Origin of the sequence: Methyloradius palustris (assembly GCF_019703875.1) — a bacterium.
In the GTDB taxonomy this organism is placed as follows: domain Bacteria; phylum Pseudomonadota; class Gammaproteobacteria; order Burkholderiales; family Methylophilaceae; genus Methyloradius; species Methyloradius palustris.
The window spans coordinates 111,121-133,719 of the sequence record NZ_AP024110.1 but is presented as its reverse complement, the minus strand read 5'-3'; the positions used below and the strand labels follow the sequence as shown (position 1 = coordinate 133,719).

General features: G+C 46.9%; 23 protein-coding genes and 1 tRNA gene. 7 read left to right on the top strand and 17 right to left on the bottom strand.

The window, feature by feature from the left end:
- Positions 1 to 8: 8 nt before the first annotated feature.
- Positions 9 to 278 (top strand): YlcI/YnfO family protein, encoded by a 270-nt coding sequence (locus ZMTM_RS00655; protein ID WP_221764440.1) that lies wholly within the window; start codon positions 9 to 11, stop codon positions 276 to 278.
- Positions 279 to 578 (top strand): type II toxin-antitoxin system RelE/ParE family toxin, encoded by a 300-nt coding sequence (locus tag ZMTM_RS00650; protein ID WP_221764439.1) that lies wholly within the window; start codon positions 279 to 281, stop codon positions 576 to 578.
- Here the strand turns inward: ZMTM_RS00650 and ZMTM_RS00645 are convergent.
- From ZMTM_RS00645 to cobT, 5 genes are read right to left on the bottom strand one after another with little or no spacing between them, the layout of a single operon-like run.
- Positions 572 to 2,575 carry a tetratricopeptide repeat protein gene (locus ZMTM_RS00645; RefSeq protein WP_221764438.1) on the bottom strand — a complete coding sequence of 668 codons (2,004 nt, stop codon included), beginning with the start codon at positions 2,573 to 2,575 and terminating at the stop codon, positions 572 to 574. The two genes, ZMTM_RS00650 and ZMTM_RS00645, sit on opposite strands and share 7 nt — an antisense overlap.
- A gap of 10 nt (positions 2,576 to 2,585) precedes the next feature.
- Positions 2,586 to 4,148 carry a tetratricopeptide repeat protein gene (locus ZMTM_RS00640; protein ID WP_221764437.1) on the bottom strand — a complete coding sequence of 521 codons (1,563 nt, stop codon included), beginning with the start codon at positions 4,146 to 4,148 and terminating at the stop codon, positions 2,586 to 2,588.
- Positions 4,149 to 4,733, bottom strand: a complete 585-nt coding sequence (cobC, locus tag ZMTM_RS00635) for an alpha-ribazole phosphatase (RefSeq protein ID WP_221764436.1) — start codon at positions 4,731 to 4,733, stop codon at positions 4,149 to 4,151.
- Positions 4,718 to 5,485: an adenosylcobinamide-GDP ribazoletransferase gene (locus tag ZMTM_RS00630; RefSeq protein ID WP_221764435.1), complete on the bottom strand. Its 768-nt coding sequence runs from the start codon at positions 5,483 to 5,485 to the stop codon at positions 4,718 to 4,720. Before ZMTM_RS00630 ends, cobC begins: the two co-directional genes overlap by 16 nt.
- A 6-nt stretch (positions 5,486 to 5,491) precedes the next feature.
- Entirely contained in the window at positions 5,492 to 6,532 is a 1,041-nt protein-coding gene (cobT, locus tag ZMTM_RS00625; RefSeq protein ID WP_221764434.1) for a nicotinate-nucleotide--dimethylbenzimidazole phosphoribosyltransferase, read from the bottom strand.
- A gap of 205 nt (positions 6,533 to 6,737) precedes the next feature.
- Between cobT and ZMTM_RS00620 the strand changes: the two genes are divergently transcribed.
- The 3 genes from ZMTM_RS00620 (at position 6,738) to ZMTM_RS00610 (ending at position 7,554) form a co-directional block, all read left to right on the top strand.
- A tRNA-Phe gene (locus ZMTM_RS00620) sits at positions 6,738 to 6,813 on the top strand.
- A gap of 149 nt (positions 6,814 to 6,962) precedes the next feature.
- Positions 6,963 to 7,283, top strand: coding sequence for a rhodanese-like domain-containing protein (locus ZMTM_RS00615; RefSeq protein WP_221764433.1), 321 nt, complete (start codon positions 6,963 to 6,965; stop codon positions 7,281 to 7,283).
- Positions 7,284 to 7,308: 25 nt separating this feature from the next.
- Positions 7,309 to 7,554, top strand: a complete 246-nt coding sequence (locus ZMTM_RS00610; protein ID WP_221764432.1) for a sulfurtransferase TusA family protein — start codon at positions 7,309 to 7,311, stop codon at positions 7,552 to 7,554.
- A 30-nt stretch (positions 7,555 to 7,584) separates the two neighbouring features.
- Here ZMTM_RS00610 and ZMTM_RS00605 read toward each other — a convergent pair whose 3' ends face one another.
- The 6 genes from ZMTM_RS00605 to ZMTM_RS00580 all read right to left on the bottom strand — a co-directional run bounded on the left by ZMTM_RS00605 (position 7,585) and on the right by ZMTM_RS00580 (position 15,575).
- Positions 7,585 to 8,076: a Pycsar system effector family protein gene (locus ZMTM_RS00605; protein ID WP_221764431.1), complete on the bottom strand. Its 492-nt coding sequence runs from the start codon at positions 8,074 to 8,076 to the stop codon at positions 7,585 to 7,587.
- A gap of 20 nt (positions 8,077 to 8,096) precedes the next feature.
- Positions 8,097 to 11,054, bottom strand: a complete 2,958-nt coding sequence (locus ZMTM_RS00600) for a valine--tRNA ligase (protein ID WP_221764430.1) — start codon at positions 11,052 to 11,054, stop codon at positions 8,097 to 8,099.
- A 77-nt stretch (positions 11,055 to 11,131) separates the two neighbouring features.
- Positions 11,132 to 12,049, bottom strand: coding sequence for a hypothetical protein (locus tag ZMTM_RS00595; protein WP_221764429.1), 918 nt, complete (start codon positions 12,047 to 12,049; stop codon positions 11,132 to 11,134).
- Between the two features lie 20 nt (positions 12,050 to 12,069).
- On the bottom strand, positions 12,070 to 12,636 hold the full coding sequence (locus ZMTM_RS00590) for a LemA family protein (protein ID WP_221764428.1): 567 nt from the start codon (positions 12,634 to 12,636) through the stop codon (positions 12,070 to 12,072).
- Positions 12,637 to 12,759: 123 nt separating this feature from the next.
- Positions 12,760 to 13,989 (bottom strand): FAD-binding domain-containing protein, encoded by a 1,230-nt coding sequence (locus ZMTM_RS00585; RefSeq protein WP_221764427.1) that lies wholly within the window; start codon positions 13,987 to 13,989, stop codon positions 12,760 to 12,762.
- Between the two features lie 20 nt (positions 13,990 to 14,009).
- The gene (locus ZMTM_RS00580) at positions 14,010 to 15,575 is read right to left on the bottom strand and encodes a cryptochrome/deoxyribodipyrimidine photo-lyase family protein (protein ID WP_221764426.1); all 1,566 of its coding nucleotides are present in this window, start codon (positions 15,573 to 15,575) and stop codon (positions 14,010 to 14,012) included.
- 114 nt (positions 15,576 to 15,689) lie between these two features.
- Between ZMTM_RS00580 and ZMTM_RS00575 the strand changes: the two genes are divergently transcribed.
- Both ZMTM_RS00575 and ZMTM_RS00570 read left to right on the top strand, forming a co-directional pair.
- Positions 15,690 to 16,133, top strand: a complete 444-nt coding sequence (locus ZMTM_RS00575) for an NfeD family protein (RefSeq protein ID WP_221764425.1) — start codon at positions 15,690 to 15,692, stop codon at positions 16,131 to 16,133.
- Between the two features lie 25 nt (positions 16,134 to 16,158).
- Positions 16,159 to 17,001, top strand: coding sequence for an SPFH domain-containing protein (locus ZMTM_RS00570; protein ID WP_221764424.1), 843 nt, complete (start codon positions 16,159 to 16,161; stop codon positions 16,999 to 17,001).
- On the opposite strand, the gene ZMTM_RS00565 is transcribed toward ZMTM_RS00570, so the two are convergent.
- Genes ZMTM_RS00565 through ZMTM_RS00540 form a run of 6 tightly spaced genes read right to left on the bottom strand, consistent with a single transcriptional unit; the run spans position 17,002 to position 22,596 of the window.
- Positions 17,002 to 17,748, bottom strand: coding sequence for a HesA/MoeB/ThiF family protein (locus ZMTM_RS00565; protein WP_221764423.1), 747 nt, complete (start codon positions 17,746 to 17,748; stop codon positions 17,002 to 17,004). It abuts the gene before it with no gap.
- A 10-nt stretch (positions 17,749 to 17,758) separates the two neighbouring features.
- On the bottom strand, positions 17,759 to 18,511 hold the full coding sequence (locus ZMTM_RS00560) for a prepilin-type N-terminal cleavage/methylation domain-containing protein (RefSeq protein WP_221764422.1): 753 nt from the start codon (positions 18,509 to 18,511) through the stop codon (positions 17,759 to 17,761).
- On the bottom strand, positions 18,508 to 19,869 hold the full coding sequence (locus ZMTM_RS00555) for a hypothetical protein (protein WP_221764421.1): 1,362 nt from the start codon (positions 19,867 to 19,869) through the stop codon (positions 18,508 to 18,510). The genes ZMTM_RS00560 and ZMTM_RS00555 overlap by 4 nt, the downstream gene beginning before the upstream one ends.
- Before the next feature lie 3 nt (positions 19,870 to 19,872).
- A complete protein-coding gene (locus ZMTM_RS00550) occupies positions 19,873 to 20,400 on the bottom strand; it encodes a hypothetical protein (protein ID WP_221764420.1) in 528 nt (175 codons plus the stop codon).
- On the bottom strand, positions 20,393 to 21,004 hold the full coding sequence (locus tag ZMTM_RS00545) for a hypothetical protein (protein WP_221764419.1): 612 nt from the start codon (positions 21,002 to 21,004) through the stop codon (positions 20,393 to 20,395). Before ZMTM_RS00545 ends, ZMTM_RS00550 begins: the two co-directional genes overlap by 8 nt.
- Positions 21,001 to 22,596 (bottom strand): hypothetical protein, encoded by a 1,596-nt coding sequence (locus tag ZMTM_RS00540; RefSeq protein WP_221764418.1) that lies wholly within the window; start codon positions 22,594 to 22,596, stop codon positions 21,001 to 21,003. The genes ZMTM_RS00545 and ZMTM_RS00540 overlap by 4 nt, the downstream gene beginning before the upstream one ends.
- Between the last annotated feature and the right edge of the window lie 3 nt (positions 22,597 to 22,599).

The window sequence follows — 22,599 nt, the reverse complement described above, 5'->3', positions numbered from 1 at the left end:
GAGTGTTTATGAAAACAGCCACAATCCCATCATTAAGAGTTTCGCCAGAACTCAGGCATGCAGCAGAAAACGTATTGCAGCAAGGCGAGACGCTTTCCAGCTTTGTTGAACAGTCTCTCAAAACCAATATAGAGCGCAGAAAATTCCAGCAAGAATTCATTGCTCGTGGTTTAGCTTCAAGCGATGAAGCTAAAAAAACGGGGATTTACTACAGCGATGATGAAGTCATCACAGAATTGAAGTCAAAACTGGCTGCTAAACTCACTGATAACACCTAAATGAGTTACGCGGTTCGTTACACCCAGCAGGCCAAAGATGATATCGAGCGATTATTCGATTTTTGGCTGGATCAAGATACAGCAACAGCAGAGCGCGCAATATTAACGATTGAACAAGCGATGCACCTACTAAAAACATTCGCCTTATCTTGTCGCAAAGCCGAGCCTAGCAACCCTTTCTTACGAGAGCTGATCATCCCATTTGGCGCTAATGGCTACGTTGCAATGTTTGAAATTGAAGATAAAGAAACTGTGACGATTTTATCTATCAGACATCAGCGCGAAGATGACTTTCATTGAACATGAAATGTCTTCAAAGCATCTACAAGCTCAGCAATCACGCTATCCCAATCTCCAATTGTTTTTTGCCTGAAGAGTTTAGCAGTGGGATACCAAGGGGTATCCTCACGATCTAGCAGCCATCGATAATCTGGTACGACTGGCAATAAAATCCAAACTGGCTTACCGATTGCACCTGCCAAGTGGGCTACTGAAGTATCGACTGAAATCACCACATCCATTTCATCAATCAGCGCTGCTGTATCAGTAAAATCATTCAACTCGCTGATATGCAGTTGTATTGGCATCCCTGCATCCAGCGTTGCTTGGTCATTTGGCCGAATTTCTTTTTGCATGCTGTGGAATTCAATCGGCAATTCCATCAAGGGGGCTAGTTTGGCAAGCGGTACGCTGCGTTTATAGTCTTTGGTATGAGTGGTTGAACCTGACCAGACGAGGCCGACACGCAGCCCTTTCTTTTCAGCCAGTTTCAGGCCTGCTTTTTTAGATTGATCTACTGCCAGATAAGGCACTGCCGCAGGCACGGTATCCACAGTTGTCTTGAAATAAAAAGGTAAGCTCATCAGCGCGCAGTGATAGTCAAATTCGGCATACTCCTGCTCTTTTTCAATGAGCTGATAATCTGGTGACAAGGTACGCATCAAGCCAAGTAAGGGCTTGTGCACGTTAAGAATGATCTTGGCGCCCAGCGCTTCTACCATTGGGGCATAGCGGGCAAACTGAATTGCATCACCCAGACCTTGTTCAGCGTGGAGCATCACGCGCTTACCTGCTAAGGCTTCTTTGGCTATATGCGCCGCTTTGGGATCATTCCCTACCAGACTAGGTTGGCTATAGGGTTTTCTGTGGCCACGTGGTGGGCCTTCAGCATCCCAACCATATTCATACAAGTGCCAGCCTTCCTCATATTCGCCAAGTAATATCTTGATAATGGCCTTGTTCCATAAACAAGTAGCATTGTCGGGAGCTAATTCGCTGGCATGATCGTAATCGGCGATTGCTAGATCAAATTGTTGGCTATCAAGGTAGAGATTGCCGCGGTTGGTATAACTTTGTGAATTATTTGGATCGATTTGCATGGCCTTGTTGTAAGAGGCTAAGGCATCATCACGACGGCCAAGGGCAAGCAAAGTATTACCTTGATTAATGTAGGCCGCTCCATAGTTGGGGTCTAATTCAATGGCCCGCGCATAATCCTCCATCGCAAAATCATACGCTTTCAGTTTGTTATGAGCAGCGCCCCGATTGTTATAGGTAATCGCATGGTTAGGGTTCAGCTCTATCGCATAGTTGTAATGGGCAACGGCAAACTCATGCTTGTTCAAATCGGCCAGCACGTTGCCGCAATTCATGTACGCATTCGCGTATTTAGGCATCAATTCAATGGCTTTGTTGAAGCATAACAATGCCTCATTTAACTGTTTCTTTTGCCAAAGTATGACGCCTAGGTTGTGATGCGCTTCTGCATAGTCAGGCTTTAAGGCAATCACTAGCTGGTAATGGACTAATGCCTGATCATCAAGCTTTGCCAGCTTTAAAGCATTGGCGCAATTGTAGTGAGCTTCGGCATTATCTGGCTTGAGGGCAATGGACTTTTCATAACTCGCTGCAGATTCCTCAAACCGGTTGAGATAGGTATAAGCATCACCGGCGATATCGTGTGCATCTGCCTGGTTCGGGTTGATAGCGATGGATTTTGTGGTGTATGTCAGGCATTGCTCAAAAGCTTTCAAGTGCAAATGCACAGTAGAAACCAGCGTCAATACACGGTAATCGTTAGGGTGTGCTGCTAATAATTCATGATAAATGGCCAGTGCCTGATCAAATTTGTTTGCCTGCTGAAAATCAATCGCCTGCTGCAGTAGTTGTGCTGCAGTATTTGCATCTATCTGTCTTTGTGAGCTAGCAGCAAGGCCTTGCGTGCCCAGCATTTTCCCTAACAAAGATGATGAGGCTGGCGTTTTATTAGCACTGCGTTTAGCTGATTTATTTTTCATAGTGCATTCTTTATATGAATGAGGTTTTATTATCAAAGACTTGCAGGGCAGCAATTAACTCGGTCAATACAGTACCCCAATCACCGACAGTTTTTTGCCTGAACAATCTTGCAGTTGGATACCAAGGGGAACTTTCAGTATTCAGCAACCAACGATAATCTGGCACATACGGCAATAATATCCATACAGGCTTGCCCATGGCACCTGCCAGATGAGCCACTGAGGTATCTACCGTAATCACCAAGTCTAGTTGCGCAATCAGTGCAGCCGTATCAGTGAAGTCTTGCAAGCGCTCAGTGTAGGATTTGATTTGGGGCAGTAGGTTAAGTACAACTTGATCATTCGCTCTAATCTCTTTTTGCAGGTTATGAAAACTCACAGGCAAATCCAGCAAGGGCCGCAAAGTCGCCAAGGGAATACTGCGTCTATGGTCGTTATTGTGCGTGGTAGAGCCAGACCAGACTAAGCCTACTTGTAATTTCTGCTTATCTGCCAACGCAAAATCAGCTGTTTTCTCTTGATCTGCAAACAGGTAAGGCACATCCGCAGGCACTGTTTCAAGGCGTGTTTTGAATACCAAGGGCAAGCTCATGAGTGGGCAATGCGCATCAAATTCAGTAAAAACTGAGCTTTGCGCAATCACCTTAAAATCACCCTTCATAGCCTCAATCAGTTTGACCAATGGCTTAGGCACTTCCAAAATCACTTCAGCACCCAGTGCCGCCACCATAGGCGCATAACGCACGAACTGCATCACATCGCCATAACCCTGCTCCGCATAAAGCACGATGCGTTTTCCTTCAATTGAGAAATCGCCCAACCACGCTGGCTGGGGACATTGCTTTCTCACGCCACGGGCAAATCCCTCAGTCTTAAAGCCATATTCATATAGCTGCCAGCCCGTTTCAAAATCGCCCATCAACAGCTTCAATAGCGCCTTGTTCCAGATGAATTTCATCTCATTGGGCGCAATTGCCAAGGCTTTGTCATAGTCCGCCAGCGCTTCATCGACGTATTTGCAGTCGAGGTACAAATTGCCACGATTGTTGTAGGCCATTGCATCGTCGGGCTTATGCGCAATCACGCCATCATAGATGTCCAACGCATCTTGATGGCGATCAGCCTCAGCCAAGGTGTTAGCCAAGTTCAGGTAAGAAGCTATGTCTTCAGGCTTGAGTTCTATGGATCGCTGATAACTCAATATAGCGGCATCAAACTGTCTGGCCTTTTGTAAGGCGACGGCTAGAAAGTGATGCGCTGCAGCGTCATCTGGCTTCAGTTCAACTGCGTATTGAAGATGCGCAATCGCGTAGTCATAATTTTTAAGTACAGTCAGTGCGCGGCCAGCGCCTATGTAGGCTTCCAGATCATTCGCATCGATGGCAATGGCTTGGTTAAAGCTGGTAAGTGCTGATTTAAAATCGCCAGTTGCCAGCAGCTCTGCACCAAGTGCGTTGTGTTGTTGAATTGATTTGGCGTTTGTTTTGGCGACAACAAGCCCTGCAGCAGGCTTAGCGTGTTTGCTGGGTGTTTTAGAGTACGACGCTGTTTTACTTTGGGTGGTTTCGCTCATTTACCTGTTAACAAAGCCAATACGCATGACTTTGTCATCAATGATGATTTTGGTAACACTAGCATAATCGATGTGCAGCCTAAAGGCATTGATGAGGGGTAAACCTAGCGCATATCCCGTGAATGCGCGGATAACGCCTGCATGGGTGAACAAAATCACTGGCTCGCCAGAGCCAGCCTTGCCTGCAGAGATTTCTTCAAGAAAGGCTTTTACGCGTAAAAATAGTTGATGAAACGACTCGCCATTGGGCGGTGTTTGCATCACATGGTCTTCGGCCCATACATCAATCAACCCTTGCGGGATATCATTCCAGGCCTGCATTTCCCAGTCTCCAAAATGCAGCTCTTTGAGGCGGTCATCCTGATTGATTGTGTTATGGCCCAGCGCTTTAGCAGTGACAGTTGCAAGTTTTAAACAGCGTTGCAATGGGCTGCTGTAAATCATTGGGTTAGCAATATGCTGTAACTTCTCATGCAAGCGCTTGCTCTCTTCTTCAAAGCTTGCAGCTACATCGAGGTCAGTTTGTCCGTAGCAGATACCAGTGGCGACCTCAGGCGTGGTATGACGAACTAGATAAATTTCCACGATTGGCCACTCCAGGCTAATACTGCCAGATAAAAAGCGATTTCCGTCAATTGCTGCATGGCGCCTAAACAATCGCCCGTATATCCGCCGAGACGTTTTTTGAGCTTGAGGCTAAACCAACACCAGATCAAAAACACGGCAAATACTCCGCATACTACCGCTTGCCAAGTTAAAAGCAGCAGAGGCAATAAGCCGAACAGAATCGCAATGCATAATTCCAAGCCATTCAGCTTGGTCGCCAATGGCTTGGATTTTCCGTTAGTGCGCACATATTGCTGCGTTGCAATCACGAACACACCTGCCAAACGGCTGATGCTCTGCGCCGCAACCATCACGCAAGGTAGCACCAAGACTGGTAAGTGAATCAACGTTTCAAACTTTAAAAACAAGGCGAGTATCAATGCCACTGCGCCGTATGTGCCTATGCGTGAATCCTGCATTATGGTGAGTACTTGCTCTTTCTCCCAACCTCCACCTAAGCCATCTACTGCGTCCGTCAGGCCATCTTCATGAAATGATCCTGTCAGGTAAATAGTGGCAATCATGCTTAACAAGATGGCAATTTCTAGCGGGAATATATGCAAAGCAAGCCAGTAAATCAATGCTCCAAAACCACCCACCAGCCAGCCGATCAGTGGAAAATATTTCACTGAGGCATTGAGGTCTGTCTCTTTAAAATCTGGATGCGCGGGCATGGGAATACGGGTGAAAAACCCAATCGCCAGCAACAATAATCGCCACTCTTTTATCATCTATATTTATTCAGCTTGGCTCACATTGGCGGACTCAAATGAAGCCATCTCATTCAAGAAATTCACTGCAGCTTTCACCAAGGGGTAAGCCAAAGCCGCGCCTGTACCCTCACCCAAACGCAAACCTAGGTCAAGCAAAGGTTCCGCCTTCAGGTAGTGCAGTAATAATCTGTGGCCAGATTCATTAGAGCAATGTGCAAAAACACAGTATTCCAGAACTTCTGGTTGCATTTTTGAGGCTACCAGCAAGGCAGATGTGGCAATAAATCCATCAATCAGTAACACGCATTTTTTCTCAGCTGCACCAAGCATTGCCCCTACCATCATCGCGATTTCAAAGCCGCCAAAAGTCGCTAACACTTGGCATGCATCTTTGGCATCCAACTTGTGCTGGGCGACTGCTGCTTTAATCACGTCAATCTTTTTCTGCAAGCCAGCGTCATCCAAGCCTGTACCACGCCCCACACATTGCTCTGGAGGCAACTCACACAACACCGCCATCAATGCGGATGCTGAAGAGGTGTTACCGATGCCCATTTCACCGAAGCCCATCACGTTACTACATGATTCAAACTCTTTGTGGGCAAGGCTGATACCCACTGTGAGCGCTTGCTCGCATTGCGCTTGTGTCATGGCTGGTGTGGTCAAAAAGTTTTGCGTACCCATGCCAATCTTGGCATCAATCAAACCTGGCACCATTCCAAAATGATGGTTAACGCCTGCATCAATCACCCGAACTTGCATGGCATTGGTCTGGGAAAATATATTGATCGCTGCGCCGCCAGACAGAAAATTGAATACCATCTGCTGCGTGACTTCTTGTGGAAAAGGGCTAACGCCAGCCTGCACAATGCCGTGGTCACCCGCAAATACCATCATCACTGGTTTATTCAGTTCAGGGGTTAAAGTGTCTTGAATCAGGCCAACCTGTAAAGCCAATTTCTCCAGGCGGCCAAGTGAACCTAATGGTTTGGTTTTATTGTTAATTTTGTTCAGCAACGCCGATGCTAGCGCTGTGGATATCGGTTGTATTTGGGTTTGTATCATCAGGATTTCTTTAATCTAAAATGGATTAATTAGCCGCATCTGCAGCAATCGCTTGAATACATAAGCGATTAAGCCATGACACGGGAGAACAAAGTTTGATATAATACCGCTCTTGCGTTGGCTACCAAGTGCTAATTTAGCGGTAGCCGCACAAACAATACTGGTCTGATAACCCTTCAGCACATTTAAGTAAAGTTTAGCAAACGGCCAGGTAGCTCAGTCGGTAGAGCAGCGGATTGAAAATCCGCGTGTCGGCAGTTCGATTCTGCCCCTGGCCACCATTCAAATTCCCGCTTATCTGCACTACTCTTATCTTAACGTCATCCTTTACGGAGCTTGAACGTTAAATCAATTATTGCGTTGAAACCACGATGTATTCAAAGTATATTTATTGGCTAATGCACAAAATTTATCCTGATAGGCACGACTTATGACTGGCTACAAAGAAATTGACACTACTACCTTGTTTGAAATGATGGCCAACGAGCCACTCACGCTGGTGGATGTCCGTAACGATGATGAAGTCGCTAGAGGCATTATCCCAGGTGCCCTGCATATTCAACTCGCGATGATTCCTGTCAAACACGATGTGCTGGATAAACAAAAATCCTTGGTTTTTTACTGTCATAGCGGCATTCGCTCTGGCCAAGCTTCTGCATTTCTCGCCAGCAAAGGCTACAAAAACGTGTACAACTTGCAAGGCGGCATTCTGGCTTGGGGTCGCGCAGGCTATTCTTTCGTACCAAAATAACAACCTGAAAAATAATCACTGAAGCATGGAATTTAATAAAGAACTGGATGCACGCGGCTTGAATTGCCCGTTGCCGATATTGCGCTGCAAAAAAAGCTTAGCCGAAATTGAAGGTGGGCAGGTGCTAAAAGTAACTGCGACTGACCCTGGCTCAGTAAAGGATTTTCAGGCTTTCTGCCGCCAGACTGGACACGAAATCGTAGAGTTTGCCGAAGTAGAAGCCACCCCGAAAAAAGAGTTTGTATTCCACATTCGCAAACGGATTAGCTAACTAGGATAAGGCGCTACTGATTCACTCCAGTTACAAGAATCGAAGTAAAGCTAGGCCTGCAGTGAGAGTAATGCCGAATAGAAAAACATTGTAACTGTAACCAATATAGTTATATTTCTTGTAATAAAGTGTATGGCCTAGCTGATAGGTATCTTGAATCATCGCTTTATAAATAGATTCGTCCTTTTCCAGCAAGCCCATTATCTCAGCCACGTATTCATCTTCAGGCATTTGCGCAAAATGGCCAAAAAACAATGGATTTGTTTGTTGGACTGGTTTTTTAATTAGGCTAATACTGGGCTTAACGGCAATAATCGCCAATGTAGCAGAGGCTAGTGCTGTGGTTGCTAATGCGAATATCCATGCTGAGTACTCACCAGCATCAATACGCCCCATGGAAAAAAGTAGCACTGCCACACTGCCAGCAATGACAATATTTGCCTTCTGATCTGCCATTCGACTCAGTGCCACATGATGTTGCTGCATGGTACGAAGCAAGTAAATTGAAGTTGAGCTACTCATTAATTAATCTCTAATAATAATTAAGTTAGTTTATTAAATTGATGTTGCAACTTCATTAAAATGGCGCTGAATTCAGAAAGACGCTGTTTTTCCTGCTCCACCACGGCGGCTGGTGCGCGGGCAACAAACCCTTCGTTACCAAGCTTGGCCTGCGCCTTGGCAATTTCACCTTGCAAACGCGTGATCTCTTTACCCAAACGCTCTTTTTCTGCTGCCACATCAATCTCGATCTTGAGCATGAGCTTGAAATCACCTGCCAGCGCTACAGGCGCATCAGCATCTGGCAATTCAGCCACAATCTCGACCTCTGCCAACTTGGCCAGAGCCTTGATATAAGGGGCATAGACCTTTAGTTTTTCTGCCTCTCCTGCCGCAATCAATGGCACTCTGGTCGCAGGCGAAACATTCATTTCGCCACGCAGGCTACGGCATGCATCAACTGATTGCTTAAGCAACGCAACCCACGCCTCTGCATTCTCATCGATTTTTTTAGGTTCGGCTTTCGGGTAAGGCTGCAACATAATGCTTGGCCCTGACTTGTCAGCCATAGGCGCAATGGTCTGCCAGATTTCTTCCGTAATAAATGGCATTACGGGGTGAGCCAGGCGCAAGATGGTTTCAAGCACACGCAACAAGGTACGGCGTGTGGCGCGTTTTTCGCCATCAGAGCCCGTTTGCATCTGTACCTTGGCTAGCTCAAGATACCAATCGCAATATTCATCCCAAACGAATTTGTAGATGACCTGCGCGACGATATCAAAGCGATAATCGGCAAAGGCTTTCTCAATGTCTGCTTCTGCTTTTTGCAAGATGCTGACGATCCAACGATCTGCCTGCGAGAAGGTCAAAAATCCTTCTGGCTCGGTAGCGCAATCCTTGAAGCCATTATCATCACCTTCGCAATTCATCAGCACAAAGCGTGTGGCATTCCACAGCTTATTGCAGAAGTTACGGTAGCCTTCGCAGCGCTGCAGATCAAACTTGATATCGCGGCCAGGCGAAGCTAAAGAGGCAAAAGTAAAACGCAGAGCATCAGTACCAAATGCAGAAATACCTTCCGGGAATTCCTTGCGCGTACGCTTCTCAATCTGTTCGGCCTGCTTGGGGTTCATCAAGCCAGTCGTGCGTTTCTTGATCAGTTCATCCAGGCCGATGCCGTCGATCAAATCAATCGGGTCCAAGACATTGCCCTTGGATTTGCTCATCTTCTGGCCTTCAGCATCACGAATCAGACCGTGCACATACACATGCTTGAACGGAATCTTGCCAGTGATGTGCGTGGTCATCATCACCATACGCGCCACCCAGAAGAAAATGATGTCAAAACCAGTCACCAGCACGCTGGAAGGAAGGTACTGCTGCAGGGCAACATTAGCTGCATCTTTGGCTTCATCGCCAGTCCAATCGAGCGTAGAGAATGGCCATAGTGCAGATGAATACCAAGTATCCAGTACGTCATCATCGCGTTTGAGATTACCTGTATAGCCATCTTTAGCGGCCAAAGCTTTGGCTTCAGCTTCATCGTGCGCAACATAAATTTGGCCAGCATCGCCATACCAAGCAGGGATTTGATGCCCCCACCAAAGCTGACGAGAGATACACCAATCCTGAATATTGTTCAGCCATTGGTTGTAAGTGTTCACCCAATTTTCTGGATAGAATTTGATTTGGCCATCAGCCACTACATCCAGCGCTTTTTGCGTGATGCTCTTGCCATCAGCATCAGGCTTGCTCATAGCAACAAACCACTGGTCTGTGAGCATGGGCTCGATAACCACACCTGTGCGATCACCGCGTGGAACCTTGAGTTTGTGTTTATCGGTTTTGACTAAATAGCCTTGGGCTTCGAGGTCAATAACAATTTGTTTGCGCGCATCGAAGCGATCCAAACCCCAATACTTTGCGGGAACAAGCTCCCAAGCTTCTTTACCGGGAAGTGGCTCTTCAATTAGGCGGCCAATATCTCCATCCGCTTCATACTTTGCAAGTTCCATCTCGCGCTGCAATACATCTGCGTTCGTGCCGCCGACAACATTGCCCGCTAGCGTTAACACACTAATCAATGGCAGCTTGTGTCTTTGTCCTACCGCATAGTCATTAAAGTCATGTGCTGGTGTTACCTTAACCACACCAGTACCAAATTCACGATCTACATAATCATCGGCAATAATCGGGATTTCGCGGTCGCAAAGCGGCAGTTTTACGTTCTTGCCAATTAGATGTGCATAACGCTCATCTTCAGGGTGCACCATCACAGCCACGTCACCCAGCATGGTTTCTGGGCGAGTCGTGGCAACAGTCAGGTGGCCTGAACCATCCGCTAATGGATAGTTGATGTGCCACATAAAGCCATCTTCTTCTTCCTGCACCACTTCGAGATCAGAAACGGCTGTACCCAATTTCACGTCCCAGTTCACCAGACGCTTGCCGCGATAGATCAGGCCTTCGTTATATAAACGTACAAAGGTTTCGGTAACAGTTTTGTTTAGCGCAGGATCCATCGTGAAGCGCTCACGTGACCAGTCAGGCGAGGTGCCGAGGCGGCGCATCTGCTTGGTGATAGTGCCGCCAGAGTATTCTTTCCATTCCCAAACTTTTTCCAGGAATTTCTCGCGACCAAGGTCATGTCTTGAAACACCTTGTGCATCCAACTGGCGCTCAACAACAATCTGCGTTGCAATACCTGCATGGTCTGTACCAGGTTGCCACAGTGTGTTATCCCCACGCATACGGTGGTAACGCGTCAGCGCATCCATTAGGGTCTGGTTGAAACCGTGCCCCATGTGTAGCGTGCCAGTGACATTGGGCGGGGGTAGCAGAATGCAGAAGTTATCTTGCTTTTGGGTATCTAAACCAGCGGCGTAATAGCCTTGGCTTTCCCAAAATTGATACCAGCGGTTTTCAATTTCTTTAGGGTCAAAAGATTTCGCCAGCGCTGAATTGGCTGACGTGTTTTCGGTAGTTTGGTCTGTGCTCATAGGAGCAAGATTTTATCACAGCCAGCATTGCTAAGCATTTGAGCATGCTGCGTAAACGGCTTATTTATTAAGACTAACTAATTCAACAAACCTTGCACATAATGCCCCTGCCAAAGCCAGAAAGAAGCCGTTGCGGCAGCAATCAAAATAGATAAATGCAACGCACCCCAGAGCAGGAAACGTGACTTGAGTTTATCTGGTGAGAGACTGGAAAGTATGAATACACGGCCATCACGTGGCGCACGTATGACGTTTACGCCACTTTGGCTGCGGATTTCGCGATGTTGCATGGTGACTTCTTTCACGGCTTCCCTGCGTGCTAACTCCCACTCACGCATATCAATTTCGCCATTCTTATCGAGATCAAAACGCTGTTTGAGCGCAACAGGATTTTGTTTCCAGCTCGCTAATAACTCGCTGACATCCTGCTTTAAATCCAGCGTGGAATTGGCACCGCCCACTGTCGTGAATTCGCCCAGCGCGTAAATAATGCCCCCGCCGTATAACAGCTCTTCAACGTTTTTATAGCCGCCATCATAGGTAGTCTTGCGGTCAGGCCCGATGACTTCAGCATTGTCTGGGTCAATCTGGCACTTACCCGAACCATCATTGATTTCAAAGGTACTGGAGCTCACACCATGATCTGATTGTACCCACCCGTCTTTACTATTTTTGGTATAGACCCAATAGCGGTACCAGATGCAAGAAGTACCGCTGAGCGGACTGGCAATCAGGTTATCTCTATCGACACTGGCACGACCTGACAACTCAACATAGCCTTGCGCTGCACTTGCGATGCGAGAAATAGGAGTATCAGAAACCAGACGAGAACGACGATAGTTAGAAACCCAAGCAAAAAAACTGATGACTGCCATTAAAGCCAAGCAACCAACCCAGACCATGCGCTCTTTGGAATGTATCGCAATATAAAACAGGCCAAAATGACTGCTCGCAGTCAGCCCTTCAACGTAATATCCACGTATGCCGCTAAACATCTTGCAAGCCGAAGTGATTGCTAGCTGCTAAAACGCTGACCGATATCAACGTCGGTCAATTCACTGGCATCAAAACTCAAAAGGTCAAAAGTTTTGAAGTTGAACATGCGCGCAACCACTAAGTCTGGAAACTGCTCTACACGCACATTATTGACGTTCACGCTCTCGTTATAGAACTCGCGGCGATCCGCCAGCGCATTCTCAAGGCTGCTAATACGTGACTGCAATTGCACAAACTGCTCGTTGGCTTTGAGATCAGGATACGATTCTGCCAAGGCAAACAAACTGCCCAAACCACTGCGTAAAGCGCCTTCTGCAGCACCCAAGGCTCTTACATCTTGCGATTCGCGGGCGGAAGAAACTTGTGAACGCGCCTTGATGACTTTATCCAGAGTTTCCTGCTCATACTTCATGTATTGCTTGCAGGTATCGACTAGTTTTGGCAGTTCGTCATGCCGCTGTTTTAGCAGCACATCAATATTGGCCCAGGCTTTTGAGACATTGTTTTTAAGGCTGACCAAGCCGTTATAGAGCATGATGATATAGACCACAGCGACCAACAGCACTAACCAGAATATGATATTCATGAACCACCTCCCCCGAGAAGAACAGCCAGTGTAATAGCACAAGGCTGCCGATACAATCACGCACTGACTACATGCTGTTTTTAGTAAGCCGTTTTTTAGTCGCTGGGCGTCATCAGTTTGGCATCATGGATTAAGAATGGCAGGCCCCATTTTTTGCCAGTATTTTGAGAAACGTCGCAAGTCACTGGATGTAAGTTTGATGTCGGTCAGTGGCTCTTCTGCTAAATAGTCCACTTTATATGCCCCTAAAAGCACATGAATAGTTGGGTTAGGTGTAGCTTGTGTGATGACTTGACCAGCGCCCAACTGATTTAAAACCTGACGTGTATCGCCAAACCAGACTTCGACATCTTCCATCTCAATCAAGCAATCGGCCACAAACTGCAATCTGTGCAGCGCCCAGTCGCCGTGCAAAGCGGGATCAAATACGAATATCTTTTTATCCATGCGGCGCAGTAATGGATGGGCTGGAGAAAGCATCTCGTCATGTACCAGCACAATAGTATTAACGCCTTGCATCGTTTCAACTTTTGCCAATGGCGCTATTTTGTAAGTTTTAGCGGGTGGCGTGTTGGTGCTATCAAATAGCTCTTCGCTCAGTACTTCGTAAGTGTTATCAAAAGGGCACTTGGCTGTACAGCTTTTGCAGTAGCTCTCATTGCTGTATTTAGCCAAGTTTTCTTTATTGAAAAAATACGGTTTTGAACCGAAAGTACAAGCCACCCACTGCCACGAAAGGCTGTTAGAGGCTTTATCACCATCAAGCAAATGCGCGTAATACCAATCTGCCGCGGCACGCCAATCTACCTTGCGCCAGTGCACGGCATAGGCGGCAAACCACATGCGGGCATGGTTATGCACGTAACCCGTATCTAGTAAATCATTGATAAAACCATCCATACATGGCAAGCCAGTTTGTGCATTTTTAATGTCTTCTGGCAATGCGCCACGGCCTAGTGCAACCTTGGCAGGCTCCATATCGGACAAGATTGCATCGCCTTTGAGATACCAAACCTGATGCCAATAATCGCGCCAGGCAAATTCAAATAATAGTTTTTCTGCTCGCTTGCCAAAGCGCGCTCTTACCGATTCAAACGCCTCTTTCAATGTGATGCAGCCATGGCGTAAATAGGGTGAGAGCCTGGTGACATCACCCTCTAAAAAATTACGGGTTTTGCCATAGTTATCACCATTGACCGTCGCTAGGCGTCGCATGGCTTCTACACGGCCACCGCGCCATTCTGTTGATAACTCTGCACCTGCAACTTTGGGGAAATACTCACGGATACGCTGATAGCGATCAGTAAGGTCACAAGCTAAGTTAAGTTTCTCTGCTGGTTTGTTTGAGTTCATAACGCTTAATAATGTCTGCATCAAAAAAGTGACAGTTGTGGAGTTTTCGTTTTTTTCTTGGTTTGCTCTTTACCTTTTGCATCACGGGTACTGCCGGGCATGCCTTTGCGCGACGCATGTTTTTTGACGATTTGTTTAATCTGGCTTTGTGCTTCAGGTGAGCGGCGCACTACGGATAATCTTGCACGCGCCTCGCGCATGGCAGTTTCAATATCAACGACTGGCGATGGATAATCGCGATCAATCACACAGCCAGTTTTGAGTTGCAGCGCAGGTGGCATAAGCCAAGGCTGAAATATCCAGGTATCAGGTACGTTGGCTAATTGTGGTAACCACTGCCGCACAAAACGGCCAGTGGGGTCTTGATCCATCGCCTGTTTAATCGGGTTATACATACGTAAAGTATTGATGCCCGTGGTGCCAGACTGCATCTGGGTTTGCGTCCAATGAATGCCTGGTTCGTAATCCAAAAACTCCCGCGCCAGATGCAAGCCTGGCTCACGCCAGTGCAACCATAGCAAATACGATGCAGTGCTCATCAGCATGGCGCGCATACGGAAATTAAGCCAGCCTGTTTTTCGTAGCATAGCCATGCAGGCATCGACCAATGGCCAACCTGTTTCGCCGCTCACCCACGCCTGCAGCCTGCGTTGTGATTCAACATCCGCCATCGCTTCATCACGCAGGCCTGCATAGGCAGGGTGCAGATGCTGAAACTCCATTTCAGGCTCACTTTCCAGCTTTTGAATAAAGTGGCAATGCCAGTGCAGGCGACTTTCAAAGCCTACCAGCCCTGCTGCCAGACCTTTGGTTTCGGGATCGTTCATTTCTTTTAGTTCAACTCGCCTAGCCCTTGTTGCTTGCACCACCTCCCGCATACTAAGCACGCCCCAAGCGAGATAAGGTGATAAGCGTGAGCAGTTTTTGGTGGCAGTAAGCGGGCTGGACATACCACGCCGATAATTCGCAGCGCGGCCTTGTAAAAAGCCTTCAAATAACTTTGACGCAGCAACTGTGCCGCCGTGTTGCCTGTTTGGTTTATCTGTTCCTGCCGCTATTGGCTGTCCTATTTGCGAGATTTGTATGACGGGGCCAGCATTGATATTCGTTGGCAGCATAGCTACAGCTTGCTGCATCTGGCGCTCCCAATTGGCATTCCACACATTCCGATTTTTTAGCCTACGCACCACGCCATGCTGGGGGATTTCATGCCAATTCACTTGGTGAGCTTTACACCAGCTAGCCACTAAGCGATCTATGTCAAACGTAGCACCATTGCCTGTTTCTTCATGGCTCCAAAGCCCAGCAATTTGCTGACGTTGGCGGATGTCCTGCAAGGCATCGATAATGCCCAGTGGCCATTCAATCAGGGTTAAACCCAAGGTTGCTAATTGTTGACGTAGCTCTTGTAAACACTCACGCGCAAACGCCTGATGCTGTGCCACATAATCATCGCCAACCCACACAGTTGGCTCCCAGGCGAATATCGGCAGCACTGGCCCAGCTAAGCAAGCTTGTGCCAGTGGCGCATGATCTGTCACACGCAGATCACGTTTGAACCATACAATTTGAACAGGTGCGGTCATCAGAAAATATCGGGTTATGTGTTTTTATGAGCAGGCATTTGGGTATCGGTTCCCCATCAACTTAGGTATTATCTGAATACTGTATTAATAAGAAGCAACAAGGGGCAAAGCCGAATGAATACGTTATGGACATGGGGCATATTAGGGTTGATCTTGCTCGCCATTGAGATGGCCACTGGTACTTTTTACATTTTATGGTTTGGCGTGGCTGCGCTGGTCATTGCTTTGATGATGGCTATCTTTCCTTCTACGCCAGTTGCGTTGCAGTTCTTTTTGTTTGCGCTGATCTCGTTGGCTTCTCTCACTGTATGGAAGCTCAACTACAAAAAAACATCAACGGATTCTCGCATAGGTCAATCGCAGGGTGAAGAAATTGGTCGCGTGGGAACAATCACGCAAAAAGTCAGTGCCAAACAGTCTGGGCAGATTGAGTTTGCACAAGGCGTGATGGGTAGCCGTAGCTGGCCTGTAGTGTCTGATGAAGAAATTGAGCCCGGTGCAGAAGCCCTAATCACTGCCATTGAAGGCAATAGCCTGCGCGTAAAGCGCGCCAATTAAGTTACGCATTTAATAAGGAAAAACCATGACCGAATTTATGATTGTTTTACTCATCCCCGTTGTTGTTGCCATCTGGCTGGGTATACGTATCGTGCCGCAAGGTGAAGAATGGGTCGTTGAGCGGCTTGGCAAATTCCACTCGGTACTCAGGCCCGGGCTTAACCTGATTTTCCCATGGATAGATCGCGTAAGTTACCGCGTGACCACTAAAGACATTATCCTGGATGTGCCGCAACAAGAAGTCATTACCCGAGATAACGCCGTGATATTGGCCAATGCCATTGCGTTCATCAAGGTCAGCAATATTGAGCGCTCGGTGTATGGCATTGAGAATTTTCAAGTCGCCATGCGTAACATGGTGCAAACCAGCCTGCGCTCGATTATTGGCGGCATGGATCTGAACCAGGCGCTCACCTCGCGCGACCGCATCAAGGCCGAGTTGAAAGTAGCCATCGCCGATGAAGCGCTGGACTGGGGCTTGACCGTTAAATCAGTCGAGATTCAAGACATCAAACCTTCGCAAAACATGCAACATGCCATGGAACAACAAGCCTCGGCCGAGCGCGAACGTGTAGCCGTAGTCACATGTGCCGAAGGTGAAAAACAATCGCTGATTCTGAATGCTGAAGCCCGACTGGAAGCCGCCCGCAAAGACGCTGAAGCGCAAGAGATTGCGGCAAAAGCCTCAGCAGAATCTATCCGCCTAATTGCCGAAGCCGTGAAAGAAAACAACAGTTCAGCCACTTTTTTACTGGGCGACCGCTATATTCAAGCGCTGCAAAAAGTATCTGACTCGAACAACGCCAAGATTATATTGCTGCCAGGAGATGTAGTGAGTGCGGTGAAGGCGCTGGTTGGTGGCAAGTAGTTAGTTAGAACAAACCGTGCAGGCTGGGTCTTTACTCAGCCTGATAGTGCGCCACTCCATTGCCAATACATCCAGCAACAGCAAACGCCCCTGCAAGCTTTCGCCAATATCCATCAGTAATTTCATTGCCTCTGCGGCCTGGGTGGTGCCTATCATGCCGACCAGCGGCGCAAATACGCCATTATCTGCACAGCGCATCTCTTGGTCTGAGCCTGTATCGGGGAATAAACAGTGATAGCAAGGGCTATCGCCATGGCGCATATCGAACACTGTCACTTGGCCTTCAAAACCAATCGCGGCGCCAGATACGAGTGGCTTTTTCAACTCCACGCACAGCTTATTGAGTGTATAGCGAGTTTTAAAATTATCGGAACAATCAATCACAACATCAGCCTGCGCAACCAACGCCATCATTGAAGCCTCAGTAGATTTTTCAGTCACCGTATTGACCAGCACTTCTGGGTTAATGGCATGCAGTGTTTTCTGCGCTGAAAGCGCCTTATTGATGCCGACTGTTTGAGTTGTATGAATAATCTGGCGTTGCAGGTTAGTCAGATCAACCGTATCAAAATCACAGATGGTCAATGTGCCTACACCGCCAGCCGCCATATACAAGGCCACTGGCGCACCCAAACCACCAGCGCCAACAACCAATGCATGACTGTTAACGAGCTTATCTTGCCCTTCATACCCAACTTGCGGCAAAAGGATATGACGGCTGTAACGCAGAAGTTGATTGTCGTTCATGTGAGGTTTATTAAGGTAACTGACCAGCAGAAAGCATGCGATTAATTAATACACTATTTGATAACCAAACGACCATATCATCGAATTCCCCGTTGGGTGCTCCGCTTGCCGTTATATCATGACTAACAAATACGGCATTGTTATCCGCACTATTTGGATTTGGGTTTTGTGATTCGTCTATACCTGTACCCCCCGTAAGACCATTTTTACCAATAGAGTAGATAACCGCTGGTGCAGAAGTGGTAAGTGAATTTGCTGACCCACAATTAGATGAGCCTCCATTAGCACTACATACATAAAGGTTGGGGGAGGCTATCGTAAAACCTATAGCTTTCAAGCCATTCACTGTCGTATAAGCATTAGAATTTGAAGTAGTAACTGCGTAATGTATACGGTTTCCCCAGCCATCTATTGCAAAACCTTGAGTATCAGTTGGAGTGATGCCAAGCGTAACACCTGGCACAAAACCAGCATAAGGGGTTACACAAGCACCACCTCCAAGAGGATTCTCCAGACCCGCTGAAGTATTATCTGCTGGGCAAGGCAGACGTCCATTTATTGCGGTATATCCTAGTAATGACTCTTTAATCTCAGTCAACGTCTTCTGAGTCTGTGTAGCATTACGTTGATCAAGCTGTGCTGTCAATGGCACAAATACCCCCCCCAACAGCAAACCTACTATTACAAGAACAACAGCCATTTCAACTAAAGTAAAACCACGATACCTTATTTTCATGAGGTGAATATTTAATGAATTAATCATGGAAGACTTATCGCTCTATCGTTGATAGCATTAGTTAGAGGTGAAGTTCGAATATAGCTATTATCCAGCGGGAACAGATTCTCACCTTCAAGATAATTAGCTTCTGCCGACTTATCTAATGCAGAAGTGCGCAGCTGTGTTGGCAAAGTAACCCCAGTCGCAATAAGTATAAATTGCTTAATGTTTACTGGTGTAACTATTGAGTTGTTAAGTGTCAAGAAACCTCCCGAGCCAAGACAATTAGTGGTTCCCGTCATGCAAGCGGGGGCAACCGCATAATGGATTAGCTCTCGCCAGGCATTTAACTGAAACCAATTCCCAACGCTTGTTCCACGAAATATTGATGTAGATGTCCACGGAATAGTTGGATTAGCCGAGATACGCCCATGGGTTAATGTTCCTTCACCACAGGTACCTGTTCCTATGGCAACATTTCCAAGGCATCCCGTGTCAGAAAAACTAGCTGGTTTGGGGAAAAATCCACCTGCACCAGAACATGATTTGGTTGAATAATTAACGTTACCTAGCCCACAATAATAATCAAGCAACCCATTCTGGGATTCTGCTAAGACTCGAGTTTCGATGACTGGAATCATGTCACTTTGAGTAATTGTCAGGAGTTTGTCGTTGACCATATCAGATCCTGTTACGCTTCTGATAGGACCAATAATAAACCCATTATTAGTTCCATCAACAAAATCTGCATTGTCTTCACCAAACGCAATGTCTAGATAATTACTAGCAACATTCTCATTTGCCGTATCTCTTAGTTGTAAGACACCATCCTGCCTGACTAGTGGAGGCCCTGCTGAAAATACGATTGCTACTAAACTGGTACTGATAAGGTTGCCTGTACTATCACGTAAGCTAATTGTGCCAACACTATCGCTATTTAAAGGGCTAAAACGACTATTTTCTTTATATCGACTTGAAACGGCATACCATAAACGCTCTCCATTTCCATCCCTGATATCTTCTAGGCCTAGGCTTTTCCATGGCAATCTTCCTAAACGCGCAGCCTGACTGGTTGTTCCACTGGCATTCCCACATGTAGTCTCTTTAACACCATCATTATTAGTATCTGGACACGGCAAATCACCGGGACGAGGGCAATTTGAACTAGTGCAAATAGCATTGAGATTTGGACTTGCAGCATATCCAAGTAATGCAGTTTTCGCTTCCGCCAGTGCTAGCATAGTTTTTCTATCTCGTTCTGCCTTTAAGTCACTAGCATCAAAAACTTTAAGGCTATATGCCGTTGCTGCTAAGGCAATAATAAATAATAGGAGAATGAGAGTAGCGCCAGATTCTTTGCGCACTGAGTAAACGCTATTGATAATTTTAAAACCAAAAATCATAGATTACTTCTGGTTGCTATCTGCCTGATTCAGTTGATTAGTCATAGGCAATTCACTATTGCCTATCGTACCTTTAAGCTCTTTTTCAGAGCTGCTATGCGCGCTAACTTCACTCACGCTATCTGTCTCTGGTTTATATATCTGTCCTGCTTTTAAGCTCAGGTTCTTACCGTTAGCTGGCAATGTAAGTGGCACTTGATTATTATCGCCGTGCATTTTGCCTACGGTCACTTCTGAATTTGAGGTGTTTTCTTGCATGGGCTGGTTATTGATCCACACGGTGCCTTTTTTGCCATCGCTGCGCTTGACGTAGCCTTGCATGGAGATTTCTGATGGTATGACGGGCGGAGCTACTTTTTCAATGCCATCGGCTTGTTCTTGTGATTGCAACCTTGCGGTTTGGCGCATGTAGTTGAGATTGGTGCGCTCAGCGGGCGTGGTAAATAGGCGGCCGAAGCTATCGCTGGCATGCGCTGTGATGCTGATCATTAAGCCAGCCAACATGAGCAATCTAATCACAAAGTTATCCATGTGGCTGCTCCGGCTCCCGCAGGGTGATCCAATCCAACTCGCAATTGGCTTGCATATTGGGGATGTAGCTATTGCTGATGGTTCTTGAAAGCCTGACGATTTCGCAATCACGCAATATGAAGGGTGTGGCTTGGCGTGCATCTAGCTGCTCTATCAAACCCAGCAAGTCGCCCTCATGCAACATGGCAAGCTCCAGCTTCATGACTGAGCGTTTGGGTTTGAATGTGCCTGCGTTCAGGTTGAATGTTGGCTTGTAGTCTTCTTGGCTGGCGATGCTGTAATTGATCTTGAACAGTTTGTTTTGATCGTGAATCGTACGCAGATCGTCTATCCATTCTATGCGGTGCTCTTCGCCAATAAAGCCATCGCTGATCAGTTGCTGGTACAACGGCAGGTATTTAACAATGGTGTCTTTTTCTTGCCCTGAGGTCTGGAATTTCTGGCGTGCCTGGTTAAGTTGGCTGGTTTGTTTATCCAAGGTTTGCTGGGCTTGGTCGCGCACGCTTTCCACATAGGTATATAGCAACGTCATCAATATCAGCGCTAGGCCAAAGCCAATGGCTGGGTAGCGCAATTTTTGCCAATCTTGCCGACTCAGTTTCATGTGGTTGGCACCTCACGTTTGAGGATAACTCTCAGCTTGAACATGGCAGCGGCTTGCAGAGCAGCTTTTTCATCATTAGTACTGCCTTGCAGCGCAGTATATGAGCTGACATTGACGGGCGCTTGCAATATCTCAACATTTTCAACATTGCTATCTGCTTTGAGTAACTCAGCTAAATGATTCACTGACTCCAAGGCTGCACGATAATCGCCATTGAACATTTTGATCTGGCCGTTGATAAAACCCACTTCATACAGCACGGTTGGATCTGGCACAAAACTGGATTGCTGACTGGTTTTTTCACTAGGTACGGCAACCAATGTTTTGTCGTCATCTTTCAAACTAACATCGTTGGTTTGCAACCAGTGTAAGCGATCCAATTGAATCTCTGGTGAGGCTTCAAGCGCATTGCTGATAACTTGCATCATGCGGCGCGGTGCTTTGCCGTATTGCTTAATGGTGTTATTGATTTCAACTGCGGTAGCCAGATCATTACTGGCAATAGGCGTAGAAGGGAAATTTTTGGCGACATCAGCATAGCGCTGGTTTTGCATTTGCGTATCAAGCGCGGCCTGCTTGGTATCTGCAGTTAAATCCAGCGCCTGTTTAACGTAAAGGCCACTCATCAATAAACCGAGCAATACAATAAAAATACTCGCCAAGTTAATACCTTGCCTGATGAGCTGCACCTGGTGTTGCTTAACCAGACTGGCAGGCGCCAGATTATCTGGCACGTTACCGATAGCCAGCAAGTGCATGTGCAGCAACTCTGGGTTGGCATCAAGCAACTGCGGTTTGATGTGGATACTGTGCGCGAGGTCGGAGAGATCAATACGCTCGCAATCAATGCCCTGCTCTTGCTCAATGTGTCGGCAAATGACTTTGCTACTGTCATCCAAGCCTGGCAACAGCATTTTGAGCGGAGTTTCTCGCGTGATGAAACGCTGGCTAATCAGGTAAAGACGCGTTTTTTCGGTTTCAACCAGATAAAAATAGGCAAGCTGGTTTTCGGCCTCTGGCGGCATAGGCGCAAGACGGCTGATTCTTAAATTACCGTTGTGCAAATAGGTCTGGCGCAAGCCTGAATTCAAGCGCTCACTTAAGATAATATGCGGCTCTACCAAGCGCATGCGGCGCAGTATCACTTGGCTCAACATGGAGAGCATGTAAACGCCCGTCAATGGCGCTTGCTGTGCCTCAATGACCTCTAGCCAGCCATTTAAGAACTCGACTTTGTTGAGCGCTAAAAACAGGTAGCGATCATCTTTGCGCTTATCTTTTTCGCGATTGATAAAGTGCGCAACGCGAAATACGGTATTGCGATAAATCTGGCTGAGTTTGCGCTCTACCAGCTCATGCTTGGCGCCACCAAACGTATGTGGCAGATTCTCTACGCGGTAATCTTCTTCAACAGAATCGGCGAGCAGATAAATCTTGGTATTGGGGAATTTCTGCAAAAAATGTGCGAAATCTTCTTTGCCTTGCGCATCGTTATCAAATACCTGAAACGAGCGCAGCTTGCGCCAAGACCACACCCCGGCAGTCAGATGATTGCCAGATGCGCACAGTACGATTTTAGTGAATAACGCCATATT